The 17,016-nt window shown below is 65.6% G+C and carries 17 protein-coding genes; 10 read left to right on the top strand and 7 right to left on the bottom strand.

From position 1 onward, the window contains the following. The first annotated feature begins 136 nt into the window (after positions 1-136). Positions 137-364: a DUF5795 family protein gene (locus ACJ70B_RS00170; RefSeq protein WP_408958403.1), complete on the top strand. Its 228-nt coding sequence runs from the start codon at positions 137-139 to the stop codon at positions 362-364. A gap of 135 nt (positions 365-499) precedes the next feature. On the opposite strand, the gene ACJ70B_RS00165 is transcribed toward ACJ70B_RS00170, so the two are convergent. Both ACJ70B_RS00165 and ACJ70B_RS00160 read right to left on the bottom strand, forming a co-directional pair. Then, positions 500-1,162 (bottom strand): AIM24 family protein, encoded by a 663-nt coding sequence (locus ACJ70B_RS00165; protein WP_408958402.1) that lies wholly within the window; start codon positions 1,160-1,162, stop codon positions 500-502. A 72-nt stretch (positions 1,163-1,234) separates the two neighbouring features. Next, complete coding sequence (locus ACJ70B_RS00160) at positions 1,235-2,110, bottom strand: UbiA family prenyltransferase (protein ID WP_408958401.1); 876 nt, start codon at positions 2,108-2,110, stop codon at positions 1,235-1,237. 246 nt (positions 2,111-2,356) lie between these two features. Here ACJ70B_RS00160 and sucC point away from each other — a divergent pair, with 246 nt between their 5' ends. From sucC to ACJ70B_RS00145, 3 genes are all read left to right on the top strand, one after another. After that, positions 2,357-3,505: an ADP-forming succinate--CoA ligase subunit beta gene (gene sucC, locus ACJ70B_RS00155; RefSeq protein WP_408958400.1), complete on the top strand. Its 1,149-nt coding sequence runs from the start codon at positions 2,357-2,359 to the stop codon at positions 3,503-3,505. Further along, positions 3,505-4,377: a succinate--CoA ligase subunit alpha gene (gene sucD, locus ACJ70B_RS00150; protein WP_408958399.1), complete on the top strand. Its 873-nt coding sequence runs from the start codon at positions 3,505-3,507 to the stop codon at positions 4,375-4,377. Before sucC ends, sucD begins: the two co-directional genes overlap by 1 nt. 186 nt (positions 4,378-4,563) lie before the next feature. Next, the gene (locus tag ACJ70B_RS00145) at positions 4,564-4,716 is read left to right on the top strand and encodes a hypothetical protein (protein WP_408958398.1); all 153 of its coding nucleotides are present in this window, start codon (positions 4,564-4,566) and stop codon (positions 4,714-4,716) included. A gap of 105 nt (positions 4,717-4,821) precedes the next feature. On the opposite strand, the gene ACJ70B_RS00140 is transcribed toward ACJ70B_RS00145, so the two are convergent. Beyond that, positions 4,822-5,691, bottom strand: coding sequence for a hypothetical protein (locus ACJ70B_RS00140; protein ID WP_408958397.1), 870 nt, complete (start codon positions 5,689-5,691; stop codon positions 4,822-4,824). A 458-nt stretch (positions 5,692-6,149) separates the two neighbouring features. Here ACJ70B_RS00140 and ACJ70B_RS00135 point away from each other — a divergent pair, with 458 nt between their 5' ends. Further along, positions 6,150-6,647, top strand: coding sequence for a hypothetical protein (locus ACJ70B_RS00135; protein WP_408958396.1), 498 nt, complete (start codon positions 6,150-6,152; stop codon positions 6,645-6,647). Between the two features lie 44 nt (positions 6,648-6,691). Here ACJ70B_RS00135 and ACJ70B_RS00130 read toward each other — a convergent pair whose 3' ends face one another. Next, positions 6,692-7,600: a haloalkane dehalogenase gene (locus ACJ70B_RS00130; RefSeq protein ID WP_408958395.1), complete on the bottom strand. Its 909-nt coding sequence runs from the start codon at positions 7,598-7,600 to the stop codon at positions 6,692-6,694. Positions 7,601-7,798: 198 nt separating this feature from the next. Between ACJ70B_RS00130 and bioB the strand changes: the two genes are divergently transcribed. The 4 genes from bioB to bioD all read left to right on the top strand — a co-directional run bounded on the left by bioB (position 7,799) and on the right by bioD (position 12,050). Next, a complete protein-coding gene (gene bioB / locus ACJ70B_RS00125) occupies positions 7,799-8,902 on the top strand; it encodes a biotin synthase BioB (protein ID WP_408958394.1) in 1,104 nt (367 codons plus the stop codon). A gap of 24 nt (positions 8,903-8,926) precedes the next feature. Further along, positions 8,927-9,985, top strand: a complete 1,059-nt coding sequence (locus tag ACJ70B_RS00120; RefSeq protein ID WP_408958393.1) for a transcriptional regulator — start codon at positions 8,927-8,929, stop codon at positions 9,983-9,985. Between the two features lie 149 nt (positions 9,986-10,134). After that, positions 10,135-11,358: an aminotransferase class I/II-fold pyridoxal phosphate-dependent enzyme gene (locus tag ACJ70B_RS00115; protein ID WP_408958392.1), complete on the top strand. Its 1,224-nt coding sequence runs from the start codon at positions 10,135-10,137 to the stop codon at positions 11,356-11,358. Continuing rightward, positions 11,355-12,050: a dethiobiotin synthase gene (gene bioD / locus ACJ70B_RS00110; protein WP_408958391.1), complete on the top strand. Its 696-nt coding sequence runs from the start codon at positions 11,355-11,357 to the stop codon at positions 12,048-12,050. Before ACJ70B_RS00115 ends, bioD begins: the two co-directional genes overlap by 4 nt. Positions 12,051-12,066: 16 nt before the next feature. Here the strand turns inward: bioD and ACJ70B_RS00105 are convergent, their stop codons facing one another. Continuing rightward, positions 12,067-12,264 (bottom strand): hypothetical protein, encoded by a 198-nt coding sequence (locus tag ACJ70B_RS00105; protein ID WP_408958390.1) that lies wholly within the window; start codon positions 12,262-12,264, stop codon positions 12,067-12,069. A 126-nt stretch (positions 12,265-12,390) separates the two neighbouring features. Further along, a complete protein-coding gene (locus ACJ70B_RS00100; RefSeq protein WP_408958389.1) occupies positions 12,391-13,881 on the bottom strand; it encodes a replication factor C large subunit in 1,491 nt (496 codons plus the stop codon). Between the two features lie 157 nt (positions 13,882-14,038). Here ACJ70B_RS00100 and ACJ70B_RS00095 point away from each other — a divergent pair, with 157 nt between their 5' ends. Beyond that, positions 14,039-15,553 (top strand): hypothetical protein, encoded by a 1,515-nt coding sequence (locus tag ACJ70B_RS00095; protein ID WP_408958388.1) that lies wholly within the window; start codon positions 14,039-14,041, stop codon positions 15,551-15,553. A gap of 44 nt (positions 15,554-15,597) precedes the next feature. On the opposite strand, the gene ACJ70B_RS00090 is transcribed toward ACJ70B_RS00095, so the two are convergent. Then, positions 15,598-16,959, bottom strand: coding sequence for a hemolysin family protein (locus ACJ70B_RS00090; protein WP_408958387.1), 1,362 nt, complete (start codon positions 16,957-16,959; stop codon positions 15,598-15,600). Positions 16,960-17,016 lie beyond the last annotated feature (57 nt).

Genomic DNA, 17,016 nt, shown 5'->3' with positions numbered 1-17,016 from the left:
ACGGCGTGACGCCCGCTTTCGGTGCCGACTCGAGCCGAGACGGGGATCTCGTCATCGACGACGCCGGTATTGCGAGGCCGGAAGCGGGGCATTCGATTCGGGAAACGCTTAGGGGGTGGCGCCCGATACTGCGAGTGTGAGCGAGAATCGCGTCGTTCAGGGGCGAATGGTCACGGCCAAAAAGCTCGCCGAACTGGTCGAGGGCGACTCGGTGATGGAAGTCGACTCGATCGAGGAGGCCGACGAGGCGTGTCCGGAGTGTGGTGGGAACGTTCTGAAAGTGACCTACATGCCGTCGGTCACCGAACTCGTCACCGGCTGGAAGTGCCAGGACTGCGACTGGAGCGACGCCGACCGAGACTGACCGCGCCCGTACTCGACTGATTGTAGCCGACCTATAGCAGTTGCACTCTTCGGCGGGTCTGGGTCACCTGTCGTCTCTTATACGGGACAAGTCTCACTCCAGTGCCGACCGGGCAGACGCCGTTGGACGTCGACGTCACTGCCCTTGGCCCCCTTCCTCGTGGGGCTGGATGACGACGAAGCCCTCCGAACCGGTGAACTCCATCTGTATCGCTTCGCCGGAGGTCTGGCCGATCTCGAAGGTCTTGTTTGTGGCGACCGACGGCGAGAGGTTGGTGCTCCACGCGACGGTCGCGTCCGGGTCGGTGAAGACGGGTGGCGTCATCACCAGCGGATCGCCGTGGGTCGTGATCGCGATTTCGCCGGGACCGGAGAGGTAGACGTTCGTTAGCCCCCCAGCGGCCGCTCCCGAGAGACTGTCGATCGTGTTGATTTCGTAGTCGACGGCGGACTCGAACGCGAGCACATCGTCGCCGCTGACCGAGATCGATTCGTCCGCATCGAGCTCGAGCACCTGGACCTTCTTGCCCCGCTCGGCGACGTAGAGGTGGCCCTGGCCCTCGGCTTCCATGATCGGCGTCCCCTCGCTGCTTACCGCCTCCTTGACGAAGCCGGTGAGCCCACCCTCGGCCGACGACTTGCCCGTGAACGTCATATCGCCGGTGTAGGCGACCATCGAACCGGCCTTGATCATGACCGTCCCGTTGATTGGGATATCGAGCAGCCGCTTGTTCTCTTTTTGAAAGCCCTCTCCTCCGTCGGTCGGCGCGTTGGATTCCGTGAAGTCTTCAAGTTCCATGGTGATCAGGAGCCGCCGGATCGACGACTCAGTATTACTGTCAACTTGCTATACTTAAAGACGCTGGGTTCGTCACAGCCACGTCAGCCACTCGAGCGCGAGAACGACAGCGGCCAAAAAGACGTGTTCGCCGTCGACGACGAACCCGTAGTACAGCGGCCCGCGGTCGGGGGTCGCGAAGGGAATGTACGCGAGGACGTAGGCGTTCATTGCGAGGACGACGAGGAACTCGGTCGGGACGACGGCGCTCGCGACGAGCGCGATGACCGCGGCGGCGACCGCGGCGGTGGCGACCAGCGAGGCGATCCGGGTCGCTCGCGGGCCGAACAGGTTGGGAACCGTCGGGATGTTCTCTGCGCGATCGCCCTCGATGTCTTTGACGTCGAAGATCACCGCAGCGATGGTGATCATGACCGTCACGTACGCAAACAGAAACAGGATCTCGACGGAGCCGAGCCGATCATAGTAGTAGCCGACACCCAGCGGGATCGCACCCCAGGCGAAGCCGACGACGAGGTTCTTCACGAGGAACACTTGCTTGACCCCGCCGACGGAGTACAGCAGGACCACCACGAGCGGGAGAAGCATGTATATCGCGCCCGGCAATCCCAGTGCGACGGCGATCCCAGTCGCAGCGACGTAAAGCGCCACGCCCGCCGCCAGCCAGAGCCGGCCGTAGCGCTTGGTAAACGCCGCGCGACGGGGGACGTTTTGCTCGTCTTCCTCGAGATCGGTGAACCGGTTGACCGTGTAGACGAACATCGTCGCCGCGAAAACGATGAACAGCGGCAGGGGCTCGAGCGGGAGTTCGGCGAGACGGACCGTCGTGACGGCGACGCTAACCGTCGCCGCCGAGATGAAGAGGTTGCTGTGGACCAGAAACCGGAGGACGGTCGCTATCGACGACACCCACGGCGGCGTTCGGTGCGTCGTAGCTTGGTTCGTCACGAGGATGGCCTCGTGTGAGGTAGGGACAGGCGGGGTTTGAATGCTGTGTTGGCCGCAACGAGCCGACCGGTCCGACGTCGCGATTATGTCCCAACCCGCTTCAGTTGACGGTTCACACAAATAAAGGCGAAGCCGAAACGGTGTGGCGGCTGCGAACCCGATGACGTCGATACACGTCGACGGAAGTCCCGTGGCGAGTGGAAACTGGCAGGATTTAAGCAAGGGCGGAACGGCCGTTCGAATGGTATGAAATTACACGAGTACCAGGCGAAGCAGGTCTTCGCTGATGCCGGGGTGCCGACGCCGGATTCCCAGCTCGCGGACGACGTCGACGGCGTCGTCACCGCGGCCGAGGAGATTGGGTATCCGGTAGCGGTCAAGGCGCAGGTACAGGTCGGCGGCCGCGGGAAGGCCGGCGGGATCGAGCTCGCCGAGGACGCAGACGAGGCTCGAGACGCGGCCGACTCCATCCTCGGGATGGACCTGAAGGGGTACCATGTGGATCGGGTCCTCGTCGAGGAAGCGGTCGACTTCGTCAACGAACTCTACGTCGGAATCACGATGGACCGCGGCGAGGGCAAGCCCGTCGCGATGGTCTCGACCAAGGGCGGGGTCGACATCGAGGCGGTCGCCGAGGAGGACCCCGAGGCGATCGCCCGCGAACACATCGATCCCTCCTTCGGAATGCATCCCTATCAGGCCCGCAAGGCCGTCTACGACGCCGGCGTCGACCAGTCGGTCGCGCGCGACGTCTCGAGCGTGCTCACCACGCTCTACCAGCTCTGGGACGAGAAGGACGGCGCTGACGCCGAGATCAACCCGCTGATGGTCACCAGCGACGACGAGGTCATCGCGGCCGACGCCGTGATGAACATCGACGAGGACGCGCTGTTCCGCCAGCCCGAACTCGCTGAGATGGAAGAGGAGGCCGCCGGCGGCGACGAACTCGAGCAGAAGGCCGACGAGTACGGCTTCGACTACGTCCGGCTCGAGGGCAACGTCGGCATCATCGGCAACGGTGCCGGACTCGTGATGACGACGCTCGACCTGGTCGACCACTACGGCGGCGAACCAGCCAACTTCCTCGACGTCGGCGGCGGCGCGAAAGCCGCTCGCATCGCGAACGCACTCGACATGGTGTTCTCCGACGACAACGTCGACTCGGTCGTCTTCAACATCTTCGGCGGTATCACCCGCGGTGACGAGGTTGCCCGTGGGATCAACGAAGCGCTCGAGCAGTTCGACGAGATCCCCAAGCCGGTCGTCGTCCGACTGGCCGGCACCAACTGGGAGGAAGGCATGGACATTCTCAACGAGGACCTCGTGACGGTCGAACAGACCGTAGAGGATGCGGTTCAGCGTGCCGTCGAGTACGCTGGGGAGGTGAACGAATAATGAGCGTACTAGTCGACGACGACACGCGCGTCGTGGTACAGGGCATCACCGGCGGGGAAGGCAAGTTCCACGCCGAACAGATGATGGAGTACGGCACCAACGTCGTGGCCGGCGCGGTCCCCGGTAAGGGCGGTCAGGAAGTCAGCGGCGTCCCCGTCTACGACACGGTCCACGAGGCCGTCGACGAGGAGAACGCTGACACCTCGGTCATCTTCGTCCCGCCGGCCTTCGCCGGCGACGCGATCTTCGAATCGCTCGACTCCGATCTCGACCTCGCGGTCGCGATCACGGAGGGCATCCCGACCCAGGATATGGCGCGAGTCAACAAGCGCCTGACCGAGACCGACACGCGACTCATCGGCCCGAACTGTCCCGGCCTCATCACCCCCGGCGAGGCCAAACTGGGCATTCTCCCTGGCAACATCTTCGCGGAGGGGAACGTCGGGCTGGTCTCGCGCTCGGGCACCCTGACCTACCAGGTCGTCGATAACCTGACCAACCGCGGCATCGGCCAGACCACCGCGATCGGCATCGGCGGCGACCCGATCATCGGCACCGACTTCGTCGACGCCCTCGAACTCTTCGAGAACGACCCCGAGACCGACGCCATCGTCATGTGCGGCGAGATCGGCGGCGAAGACGAGGAGGAAGCGGCGGCATTCATCGACGAACACGTCGACACGCCGGTCGCCGGCTTCATCGCCGGCCGTACCGCGCCGCCGGGCAAGCGGATGGGTCACGCCGGCGCGATCGTCTCCGGCTCCGGGACGGGGACCGCCGAGAGCAAGATTTCGGCGTTGAACGACGCCGGTGTCCCCGTCGGCGACACCCCCGAGGAAGTCGCCGACCACATCGAAGAGTTCCTCGGCTAACGCCACGTCTCATACTCGCGTCGGCCCCGTGATCTGAGCCGCGGGCCGACGATTTTCATCTGTTGCTCGAAGTGACGGCTCTCGAATTCGGGCCTCGAGCCACGGATTCGTCACGATCACTCAGTTCCTGCCCGACCCGTCGCTCTCTCGCAGTGGCATCATACGGGCGTCGCTCGTAGGTATCGTATGCCCGCTTGGCTCGAGTGCGACAACTGCGGGGCCGAACACACGATTCCGGAACGGGCCGACGAACCCGGCGGCGGCACGGTCTGCCCGTCCTGTGGTGAGTTCCCGTACACGGTTCGGCGACGCGGACTCGCGTGGCATCCCGATCCGTGACCCGCTCGAGGCTGACCGACGGCGTTCAAACCGTGTCGAGTCAGACGCCGCCGACGCGACGGTCGATTACGGTCGAGTCACTGATAGAAATCTGCGCCGGTGCCGTCAGAAGAGACCGCCGATGATCGAGAGGAGCCGACCGACGAATCCTGACGACGGCTTGTCGGTCGGTTCGGACCCGTCCGCCGCGTCCGTCGCCTCGATCGTGCCTCCACTCTCTGCGCCCCCGGTCGCGGGTCCGTTGTCGGCGTCGACGGTCGCGTCTCCCTCGCCGTTCCGGGTCGAGACGGCGATGCTCGAGTTCGACGGCGAATCGGTCTCGGTGTCAACATCGGCTTCCGAAGCCGCGGCGCGATCGAGATCCGGGTCGTCCTCGTCTCCGAAGAGTCGGTCGACGAGTTCGTCGTATTCGTCGGCAGCACCGTCGCGATCGCCGTCGGAGTCAGTGTCGGTGGTCGGCGACTCGGTCTCGACGTTCGCCTCACCGGTCTCGTCGATGTCGCCCGCATCGTCGGCGTCGGTGGGTTCGTCGATAGTACCTGTATCGGCGGCGTCGCTCGAGTCGTCCGTTTCGACCCAGAGGAACTCCCGGTCTTTCGTGCGGCCAGTGAGCAGGAGGTCCGCGAGTTCGTCCTTGTCGGCCAGTAACTCGTCGTCGACCGGCGTGTCTGGTTCGGGATCCGGTTCGTCCGCGCTGGCGATGATGTCCGCCGGGCTCTCGTCGGCCAAGAGGTCGTCGGCTCCCGCCTCGTCATCGGAGTCGCTGCGGAGCTGTTCGAAGACAGCGGCAGCCGTCTGATCCTCGACACCGTCGGTGTCCGATTGCCTCGTCGTCACCGTGTCGTCGGCCGCCGCAGTCCGGCGCTCGTCTCCCCATTCGCCGCCGGTCTCGAGGTCTCCGAAGAGTTCGTCGACGCTCGAGCCCACGTCGAACGCGCCGTCGCCCGAACCGCTGTCTGTCGTACTGTCTGTCATGCCCCGTTCACTCCTAGTGGATAATCACATGACTTTAATTTTTGGAATTTTTTCAGTCAGGATAGATGATATCGATGACGTATTAGTGTGATGGCCGTCCGGGGGCGATGACGGTCACGGAGGTTGACAAATGACCACTTCCTCACCGTATCGGACGGTGGTCGGCAAAATTACGGTTCGAGACCGGTCCAACAACCGCCTCAGTGCGTGGGATGTCAGACCGATGTTGGGACGAACTGGCGTGACCGGTCGGTTGCTCGAGGCGCTCAGTACCGACCGTCCGATCACCCGGAGCCGGCGACGGCGCTCGAGACGTGGGATGCGGAGACGCCGCGGTGACGTGAGGTTCATCATCTCTCACACGTCAGCACGACCGATCAGCGGCGCTAGTCTAGAAAAAATAGACATTCGTCTAGAAGTTAGATAGATATTTATAAATGTAGTTGAAGTATTCGATAATGGCATATGGACAGTCACGCCGAAGGGACAGTCCGTCGCCGGTGACCGTTCTCACTACGGTGACGGCCGCCCTGATCGCCGGGGCGGCCCTCGGTGGCGTATTATACGCGACCGGAAACCTCCGGATTGTGGCCGACGTGTACGGACTCGGGGGAGTGGTAAACGAGTGGACGTTGGTCTTCTGTCACAGCCTCCTTGCGGGCGCGCCGTTCGTCGCGATCGTCACGGGGTTCTCGCGAGGGCAACGCGTCCCGCGGCCGCTCGCGGAGAGTCATCGAAGCTCGTTCCTCTGTGCCTGTGTGGGGCTTTCCTACGGTGCGCTGCTTTGGGTAACCGTCGTCGCCTACGGGGCTCCGTTCGCGTTCGGGTTCATCACCGGGAACGCGTATCCCGTCCCTGTCCACCATCGGGAGAGTTTCTACGCCCTGTTGCTGTTCGGGGCCGTCTTCGGGGCGTGGTATCCGCTGCTCCGGTCGTTCTTCGACGAACGGCGCTGACTCGCGGTCCGCGACGGGCGGTTTCGGTCTCGAGTCGCCTGTCGTTACTCGGACGGCGACGTTCGATCCACGAAGTCGACGATGCGCTCGGCGATCTCCTCGCCGGCGTCTTCCTGGAGGAAGTGTGCGGCCTCGTCGATCCAGACGTCGGGCTGGTCGCTCGCGGTCGGGATGAGCCCGCGTAGCGGATCGCGGTTGTCGGCGGTGATCGGATCTTCGCTGGCGAACAGGACGAACGCCGGCTTTTCCCACTCGGCGAGGCGATCCTGCGCGTCGGCGAAGCGATCCGCGCCCGGGTCGTCGGGCGACTGCGGAATGAGGCCGGGGAACGTTCGCGCTCCGGCCATGTGTCGCTCGTCCGGGAAGGGCGCGCGGTAGGCGTCGACCACCTCTTCGGAGAGGTCGCGATAGCAGCCGTTCGCGACCAGTTCACCGATATCGAGGTCTTCGGCGGTTGCGACCATCTCGGCGAACGCGTGCCACGTCTCTGTCATTTCTTGTGTCCCGTCAGGAAGGCCGGTGTTCATCGGCACGAGGCGGGCGAAGCGCTCGGGCTGTTCGGCCGCCAGCGAGAGCCCGAGCAAGCCGCCCCAGTCCTGACAGATGAGCGTGATATTCGTCAGGTCGAGTTCTTCGACGAACGTCTCGAGTGCGTCGTAGTGCATCTCGACCGTGTACTCGTCGCGGTCCTCGTACCGATCCGAGCGCCCACAGCCGATCAGATCGGGGACGACGACGCGGCCGCGCTCGGCCAGCGTGGGCATCATCTTCCGATAGAGGAACGACCACGTCGGCTCGCCGTGCAGACAGAGGAACGTCTCCTCGGCTTCGCCGTCCTCGTTCCCGCCGGTTTCTACGTACGCCATGTCCAACTCGCCGACGTCGACGTACTGCGGTTCGTAGTCAAACTCCGGCACGTCCTCGAATCGCTCCACCGAGACGCTAAGAACCATATGCCGTGATACCGTATACCACTATTCAAAGATTTGGGAACCGACGTGAACCCGTCGAGCGTTGCTCGAGGCCGGAACTCCGGCCGTGAACGGGTCTGGATCGACGATGCATGACGCGACCGTCGACCGATTCGGTGTGCCTTCCACCTATCGCGACTATCCAAAAACGTTATATTCTCGTCAACCAGTTCTAGGTCCGTGGTTTACGAGACTGGAAACGAGACGGTCGACGACGCACTCGAGCGGATACTGGCCGGCGAGCGCCTCGACCGGACCGACGGGCTGGCGCTGATCGCCCAACCGGTCGACGCGCTCGCGGCGGCCGGCGCGGCCGTGCGCGATCGCTTCGGCGACGGCACGGTCGACGCCTGCTCGATCGTCAACGCGAAGGCGGGCAACTGCGCCGAGGACTGTGGCTTCTGTGCGCAGTCGGTCCACTTCGACACCGGCATCGACACCTACGGCTTCCTCGGCCCCAAGAAGATCCTCGAGGCCGCCAAGCGAGCCGAACGCGACGGCGCGCAGCGTTTCGGCATCGTCGTCGCCGAGAAGGGCGTCTCGAAGGAACGGCGGCCGGAGGAGTGGGAAGAAGTCCTCGAGTCGATCCGACTCGTCCGCGACGAGTGCGACCTCGAGGTCGACGCCTCGCTTGGCATCCTGACCGAGGAGGAGGCCGCGATCCTCGCCGCGGAGGGGATCAACCACTACAATCACAACATCGAGACTTCCCCGAACTACTTCCCCGAGATCGTCGACTCCCACAGCTTCGCGGACCGCGTAGAGACCCTCGAGGTGGCCAAGGCGGCCGGGATGGATCTCTGTGCCGGCGTCATCCTCGGAATGGGCGAGACGCCGACCGACCGCGTTGAGGCCGCGATCGCCTTACAGGACATCGGGATCTCCTCGCTGCCGGTCAACGTCCTCAATCCGGTCGCGGGAACGCCGCTGGCCGAGCAGGGCGTCGACATCACGACTGAGGAGATCGTCAAGACGGTCGCGGTGTACAAGCTGCTCCACCCGGAATCGCGGGTGCGACTCACCGGCGGCCGCGAGGTCAACCTTGCTCCTGACGAGCAGCACCTCCCCCTCGAGGCCGGCGCGGACGGTATCCTCACCGGCGACTACCTCACGACCGAGGGCCAGTCGCCCGGCGAGGACATCGAAATCATCGAGCGCGCCGGACTCGAGCCCAATCGGGAGACCAACGACTTCGATCCCGAGGAGGTCAAGGCCCGCCACGGCGGGGCCGCGGAGTCGTCGACCGAGACGGCGAGTACGGGCGCGGAACCGAGCGACGACTGACGATACGCGATTCACCACCGAACTATGGACGACATCACGTTTGCGGTACTCGGAACCGGAGGCATCGGCCGACGAGCGCTCGAAGTGAGCCAGCACAAGGACGCCCTGACGCCCGTCGCGGCCTGTGACCGCCACGGCGTCGCGTTCGACATCGACGGCCTCGACGTCGACGAACTGCTGGCGGCCACGGAGGGCAATATCGATAACGAAGTCGCGACTGATGGTGGAACCGGCGCGACGGCCGCCGAAAACGGCGTCAAACAGCACGGCGAAGACAGGGGCGTCGTCGCCTCGAGTCAGGCCCGACCCAGCGAGGACCCGATCCAAGAGATTATCGACCGCGGCGACCGGATCGACGCGGTCTTGCTCGCCTTGCCGAACTACGAACACGACTTCATTCCGCGGACCGCCGACCGCTTCGTCGAAGGAGACTACTCGGGAGTCATGATCGACGTGCTTAAGCGCTCGCGCGTGATCGACATGCTCGACGATCGCCGCGACGAGTTCGCCGAGACCGGTATCACCTTCATCTGTGGCGCGGGCGCGACGCCCGGTCTGCTAACCGGCGCGGCGGCGCTGGCCGCCCAGTCGTTCGTCGAGGTCACGGACGTCGACATCCACTGGGGCGTCGGTCTCAAATCGGGCTACGAGGACAACCGCGGCACCGTCCGCGAGGACATCGCTCACCTCCCTGAGTACGACATCGAGGCCGCTCGCGACCTCTCCGAGGCCGAGATCGAGGCGATTATCGACGATCACAACGGCGTCATCGAGTTCGAAGACATGGAACACGCCGACGACGTCTTGCTCGAGCGCGCGGGCGTCTGTGACGCCGAGGACGTCTCCGTCGGCGGGATTCTCGACGTGCGCAACGACGAGAAGCCGACGACGACCACGGTCCGCGTGACCGGGCGGACCTTCGACGGCGAGACCGCGACGAACACGTTCCGACTCGGCGATGAGACGAGCATGGAGGCCAACGTCAACGGTCCCGCGCTGGGCTACCTGAAAGCCGGCGTCCGTCGGAACCGCGCCGCCGAATACGGCGTCTTCGGCCCCGCCGATCTGATGCCCGGCTTCTGACCGCGACGCCCCCTCGTCTTTTCAATTATCGTGAACATTGATGAAGTCAATACTGCCACAGATCCCCTCCTCGAGCCTCCACAGAGCCGAACCGACCGAGAGAGCCGAACCGTGAGAGTGAAACCGTGGCGTTGAGTCCGTCTAGCCGAATGGCCGACCGCGGGTTCGACCTCGAGGACCGACTCCGGACGCTCGAGGAGAACGACTTGAAACGCGTGTTATCGCCCGTCGACCGGGTCGCAGAGCGCGGTTACTTCGCCGACCCCTCAGGCGGCGAGTTGCCCGTTCTCGATTCGGCGGAGGCGCTGGTCTTCGCCTCGAACAACTATCTGGGGTTGACCGACGACCAGCGGGTCCAAGACGCGGCCCGACAGGCGGCCGCGACCGTCGGCACTGGGGCGGGCGCGAGTCGCCTCGTCACCGGCGATACGATGGTCCATCAAGACCTCGAGCGCTTGCTCGCGGAGACGAAGGGTACCGAGCGCGCGCTGGCCTTTTCCTCGGGGTACGCCGCTAACGTCGGGACGATCACGGCCCTCGAGCCGGACGTCGTGTTCTCCGACGAACTCAACCACGCCAGCATCATCGACGGCTGTCGGCTCGCAGACACCGAGACCGCCGTCTACGACCACTGCGACGCGGCGAGCCTGTGGGCGACACTCGAGGAGCATGCCGAGCGTGCAAGCCGAGCGGGACGGGAGCCGGCCGACGAGTCCTGGCTGATCGTCACTGATTCGGTGTTCAGCATGGATGGCACCGTCGCGCCGCTCGAGGAGATCTGTGACGCCGCCGAGGAGTTCGGCGCGTGGGTGATGGTCGACGAGGCCCACGCGACGGGCCTCTACGCGAACGGCGGCGGCGTCGTGCAAGCAGAGGGGCTCGAGGATCGGATCCAGATCCAGTTGGGGACGCTCTCGAAGGCGCTGGCCAGCCAGGGCGGCTACGTCGCCGGCAGTTCGGAACTGATCGAGTGCTTGTGCAACGACGCCCGCTCGTTCGTCTTTTCGACCGGGCTTGCGCCGCCGGCCGCCGCGGCCGCCAGCGAGGCGTTGCACGTCGCCCGCCACGGCGATGCGCGTGAGCGACTCTGGGAGAACGTCGCTCACCTCCGCGACGGCCTCGAGTCGATGGGGTTCGAGGTCTGGGGCGACTCGCAGATCCTGCCCGTCGTCGTCGGCGACCGTCGAGACGCAATCGCACTCGCGGACGGGATCCGTGAGCGCGACGTCGTCGCGCCGGCGATCCGGCCGCCGACGGTCCCCGAGGGCACCAGTCGCCTCCGCGTCGTCCCGCTGGCCACCCACGAGCAGGGCGATATCGTCTCCTGTCTCGAGGCGTTTCGCGCGGCCGGCGAGGAGGTTGGCCTGCTGTGAGCCGGCCGATCGCCGTCGTCGGCACCGGCACGGGCGTCGGGAAGACCGTCGTGACGGCCGGGCTCACGCGGCTGCTCCGCGCGGCCGGTTACGACGCGCGGGCGATCAAACCCGCACAGACGGGGCATCCGCCCGACGACGACGCCGGATTCGTCGCTGCCGCCTGTGACGACCCCGACGCCGCGACCTGTCCACGCTATCTCGAGCCAGCGCTGGCTCCCCGCGTCGCGGCCGAGGTCGCGAACGAAGCACTCTCGTACGAGTCGATCCGCACAGCCTGCGAGCGCGAGATCGAATCGACGCCGGTCCCGATCGTCGAGGGGATCGGCGGGCTACGTGTGCCACTGGCCGGCGACCGCGAGGTGATCGACCTCGTGGCCGATCTCGACGCCGCGGCGATCGTCGTCACGCGCTCGGGACTGGGAACGCTCAACCACACCGCGCTCTCGATCGACGCACTCGAGGCCCGCGGTATCGACGTCTGCGGGATCGTCGTCAACGAGTACGCCGACGAGACCATCGCCGAGCGGACGAACCCCGACGAACTCGAGCGGATGACCGGGTACGCGGTCGAGACGGTGCCACCGCTGGGCGAGGCAGACGACGAAACTGACCCACGCAAACTGGCTGCCGGCGTCGGTGACGCGGTATCGCCGGCGTTTCGCGACGTGATTCCGCTAGAAGGCGTCTAATCGTCGGTATCGGCGCTCAGGCCGACGGTGCCGGTCGCTCTTCTTCGTCCGTTGGCTGGTCGCGCTTCGGCGAAACGGGCGTTACCTCGGCGTCGCGGTCGACGAGGCAGGAGACGACTTCGGATTTCCGGTGTTCCACCTCGAGGTGGACCCGAAGCTCGTTGCGGTCGTCGTACGTTTCGGTGCAAAGCGGGCAGCTATGTGGGTACGTCATTCGGCCGGACACCACGTGAAGCTCACACCATTCACCGACGTAATAGTGTCGATTATTCAATACGTGAATATATCGCGATAGCACACAGATCAGGAATCGGCCGGAAACGAACCGTCCGTCTATCCGTCACATGAAGTCGCTCAGCCCCGACTGGTCGTCGTCGGGTTCGTCGGCCGACGACTCGTCGTCGGCCGCCGCCGGGTCCGAGGCGCTGTCGGCGTCTGCGTCCGCTGCCATGAGCGTTTGTTGGTCGTCCGAATTGTCGTCGGGAGTCGGCTCGTGGCCGTCGCTCTCGCTCGAGCGCTCGGCCTCGAAAAAGGCGTTACCGGAGTGCTCGACCGCTTCCTCGGCTTTTCGTTCCTCTGCGTCTTCGACGATCGACTGGACTTTGTTGGTGGTTTTCCCGCTGCCGGTGACAAACGAGACCTCGGATTCGTCGAGGTCGTAGGTGGCGGCCATACGAACGGTCAGGTCGCGGTTCTTGCAGTGGTGGGTCATCGCCGAGAGGAACGGGAGAATTTCGCGGCGAGCCGTGGCGACGCTCGCGCCCTCGCGTTCGGCGATGCGCTCGGCGATCGAATCGCGGGTGTTCCGGGTTCCCTTCGTGCGGCCGAGTTTCGACCAGTAGCTTGGCGGGCCGTAGCGGGTCCAGCCGCCTTTGTCCCCTCGCCGGGAGGCGGCGACGCCGGCGGTCATGTTGTCCGTCGCGTACCGCCAGAACGAGTAGTCCTGCGTGGCCCGCACGCGACCGAGCCAGCGGTCGGCATTCGAGAGGAACTCGTAGGCGTCGGCCAACTCCGCGCCCGCGTAGTCCTTCGGGACGTTGTCCTCGATCCAGTTGAGCAGGTCGTCCGGCGTCTCGTCGACGTCGTAGGAGGCCCGCAACGCGCCTTCGGCGTCTTCCTCCTTGATGAGCGCGTCGAGAAAGTCGAAGATCCCCTCGGTGGTGTCGCGCTGGCCGGTCACCACGTCCTCGACGGTCAGGCGCTCCGTCTCCTCGGCGACCGCCTGCAGGTCGTTGACCGCCGACCGCAGGTCGCCGCTGGTCGCCTCGGCGATCTTCTCTAAAGCGTCCTCCTCGAATTCGACGCCCTCGCGGCGGCAGATATCTCGGAGGACGGGGACGATCGAGCGCTTCGAGACGTCGCGGAACTCGATCGTCTCGCAGGCGTTGCGCAGCGACTGGCTCATGTCGTAGAACTCGTTTGCCACGAGGACGATCGGCTGGTTGGCGTCCTTGACGACGCGGGTGACCTCCCGCGAGCCGCCGTAATCGGCGTTGCCGTGGAAGTTGTCCGCCTCGTCCAGGATGACCAGCCTGCGACCCGCGCCGCCGGCGGTGAGCGTCCCGCTTTTCGAAGCCTCGCCGGCGACGCGTTCGATCACGTCGGCACCGCGGCTGTCGCTGGCGTTGAGTTCCATCACCGGCCAGCCCATGTCCTCGGCCAGCGCGTGGGCGGCGGAGGTCTTCCCGACGCCGGGGCTGCCGTGGACGATCACCGACTTTCGGTGCTCGTCCCAGCTCTCGGCCCACTCCTCGAGTTGATCGCGGGCCTTGTTGTTGCCACGCACCTCCGACAGCGTCGTTGGGCGGTACTTCTCCGTCCAGTCGGTCATTGAACAGTGGTAGGGGTGAGTCGCGTTTAGTGGTTGCGGAGCGTCACTCCTCGGTGACCGACTTCAGATCGAGACGGGACGTAACGTCCGCATACGTGTCGTCGCTCGAGACGCCTCACACCCCACTTCTATGCGACTGGTTCGCGTCGATCCGGTAATGGCGGACCTCGTCGAACTCGTCCATCGATCACTTCGCGACGAGACGCGACGCGAGTTCGACCGCCGCGTCGACGAGCAGGCCGCGCGATTAGCGGACGCCCTCCGCGCAGGCCGACTCGACAGCCCCGGTTTCGGGCTGGGGATCGAACTCGAGGCCTACGCGGTCGACGAGGATGGGAGGCTCATCAGGGTGCCGGAGACCGTCCTCGAGAGCGACTGCGAGGCGGAACTTGGGAAACAGAACGTCGAGTTTCACACCGACCCGTCGTCGTTCGACGAGAACGGCATCGCCGAGCAGGCGGCGGCGCTCCGGCGGCGCTATCGGCGCGTCCAACAGGTGGCCGACGGGGAAGGCGCGTCGATCGCCCTCGACGCGATGTGGACGATTCCGCCCGCGGAAGGCAGCTACCAGTACCTCGCCGACATCACCGAACGCGAGGGTGTTTCGATCGCCGAAAACATGACGCCGTCGGCGCGGTACTGCGCGATCGATAACGACGTGCTGGCGCGAACGGGCGGGACGGTCGCGCTCGAGGTACCGGGCGTCGAGCGGCAATTCCCGTCGATCCTGTTCGAGTCGCTGGCGAGTTCGATCCAGCCCCACGTCCAGATCCCCGACGCCGAATCGTTTCCGCGCTACTACAATGCCGCGATTCGAACGCTCGGGCCGGTGCTCGCGCTGGCGACGAACTCGCCGCTGTTGCCCCCGGATCTGTACGATATCGACGAGCCGTTCCGACTGCTCGAGGAGACCCCCCACGAACTGCGGGTTCCGGTGTTCGAACAGTCGATCAACCGGGCGTGGGAGAAGGTCCGCTTCCCCGGCGATATCGACGGTGCGGCCGATACCCTCGAGCGACTCGCCGCCGATCCGACGTGTGCCCCGTTTCTGCGCGAGTGGCTCGAGGGCGGCGACCGCGAGTCGTTTTCGGAGCGGTTCTGGGAACTCGACCACAAGCGCGGGACCTACTGGCGGTGGCTTCGGGCCGTCGCCGGCGGCCAACCGGTCGGGCGAGGGGACCGCTGGTCGATTCGCATCGAGTACCGCCCGCTCCCGACCCAGCCCACGGTCGCGGAGGCCATCGGCTTCCAGTGTCTCGTCGCCGGCCTCCTCCGCGGACTGGACGTGGCCGACCACCCGCTCGCGGATCTCGAGCACGAGGCGGCCGAACGGAGCTTCTACGCGGCGGTCGCGAACGGACTCGAGGCCGACCTCGCATGGGTCACCGCCGATGGCGACCGGACGACCGACTCGAGCGTGATCTACGACGAGGTCTTCGCGTTCGCCCGCCGCGGCCTCCGCGAACAGGGCGTCGGACCGACGACGATCGAGGAGCACCTCGGGCCGCTCGAGGCGCGCTGGGCCGAGCGGACGACGCCGAGCCGGTGGAAACTCGATCGGGTCGCCGACGGCCTCGAGGCGGGCAACTCGTTTGCGGATGCGGTCCACGAGATGCAACGCGAGTATCTCGATCGGTCGGCGTGCGACGAGCCGATCGCAACGTGGTCCTGAACCGATCCGTTCGGGTTCGGTTATCTCGACACCGGTCGGGGCCGTTAATCGGACGTCTCTTCGGCTTCGGCCTCCGGGACGGCCTCGCTGACGATCACCCGCGAGACCCGCGACCCCTCTACCGCCTCGACGGTCATCTCGTAGCCGCCGGCCTCGATCGCGTCGCCGACCTCGGGCGGGCGACCCAGCCGGCTCAGGACCAGCCCGCCGACGGTGTCGAACGCGTCGCTTTCGAACGCCGTCTCGAGGGCGTCGTTGGCTGCCCCGAGCGAGACGCCACCGTCCATGGCGTAGCGGCCGTCGCTGAGTTCGTCGATCGAGGGCTCCATGTCGGCGATGTCGAACTCGTCTTGGATCTCGCCGACGACGACCTCGATGACGTCCTCGATCGTGAGGATACCCTCGAACGCGCCCCACTCGTCGATGACGATGGCCAACTGGACGTTTTGCCCTCGAAATTCCGCGAGGATCTCGTCGATCCGGCGGGTTTCGGGCACGATGAGCACGTCTCGAGCGAGGTCGCGTGCGGTCGGCTCCTCGGCCGGCGGCTCAGCGGTCCGATCCGTCGTCTCGATCGCGTTGAGGACGTCTTTGGCGTGGACGAAGCCGACGACAGGCTCGTCGGCGTCCTTGTCGACGACCGGGAAGCGGGTGTAGCTCCCGCTCGCGGCGACGCTCCGGAGTTCAGAGAGGGGCATGTCGGCGCGGACGGTGACCACGTCCGGGCGGGGGACCATGACCTCGCGGGCGTTCGTATCACCCAGCTCGAAGACGGCCTCGATCATCTCGGCTTCGTCCGTGTCGACGGCTCCCTGCTCGCCGGACTGGGAGACGATGCGCTTGATCTCCTCCGGACCGTGGCTCTCGTCGCGCTCGGAGGCCGGCTCGACGCCGACCAGCCGGGTGAAGAAGTTCGCCGTCCCGTTGAAGACGATGATACCGGGGATGAAGACGTAGTAGAACCCCTTCATCGGCGCGGCGACCAGCAGGGCGATCCGCTCGGCCTCGGCGATCGCGAGCGTCTTCGGCGCGAGTTCGCCGAAGACGACGTGCAGGAAGGTGATGACGCCGAAACCGACCGCCACGGACACGATGTGGATCGATCCCTCGGGGAGCACCGACCCCAGCGCGGGCTCGAGCAGCGACGCGACGGCCGGTTCGCCGACCCAGCCCAGTCCCAGCGAGGCGATGGTGATACCCAACTGGCTGACTGCGAGGTAGTCGTCTAAGTTGTCGGTGGCCTCCTGGACGAGCCGTGCCGACGACCGTCCCTCCTCGACGAGCGTCTCGATCTTGGTCGCGCGGATCCGGACGTAGGCGAACTCCGCCGCGACGAAGAACCCGTTTAGAAGGACTAAAAAGAGGGCAAAGAGGAGCCGTCCGAGCGAGAACGCGAGGTCTACCATCGGTCCCACCTCGAACGAGACCCAACCGCTAGCGACACTATCACGACGGTACCACCC

It is taken from the genome of Natrinema sp. 74 (genome assembly GCF_046097095.1).
Lineage (GTDB): Archaea > Halobacteriota > Halobacteria > Halobacteriales > Natrialbaceae > Natrinema.
The sequence above is the reverse complement of the archived record's forward strand: the minus strand, read 5'-3'. Positions and strand labels throughout refer to the sequence as shown.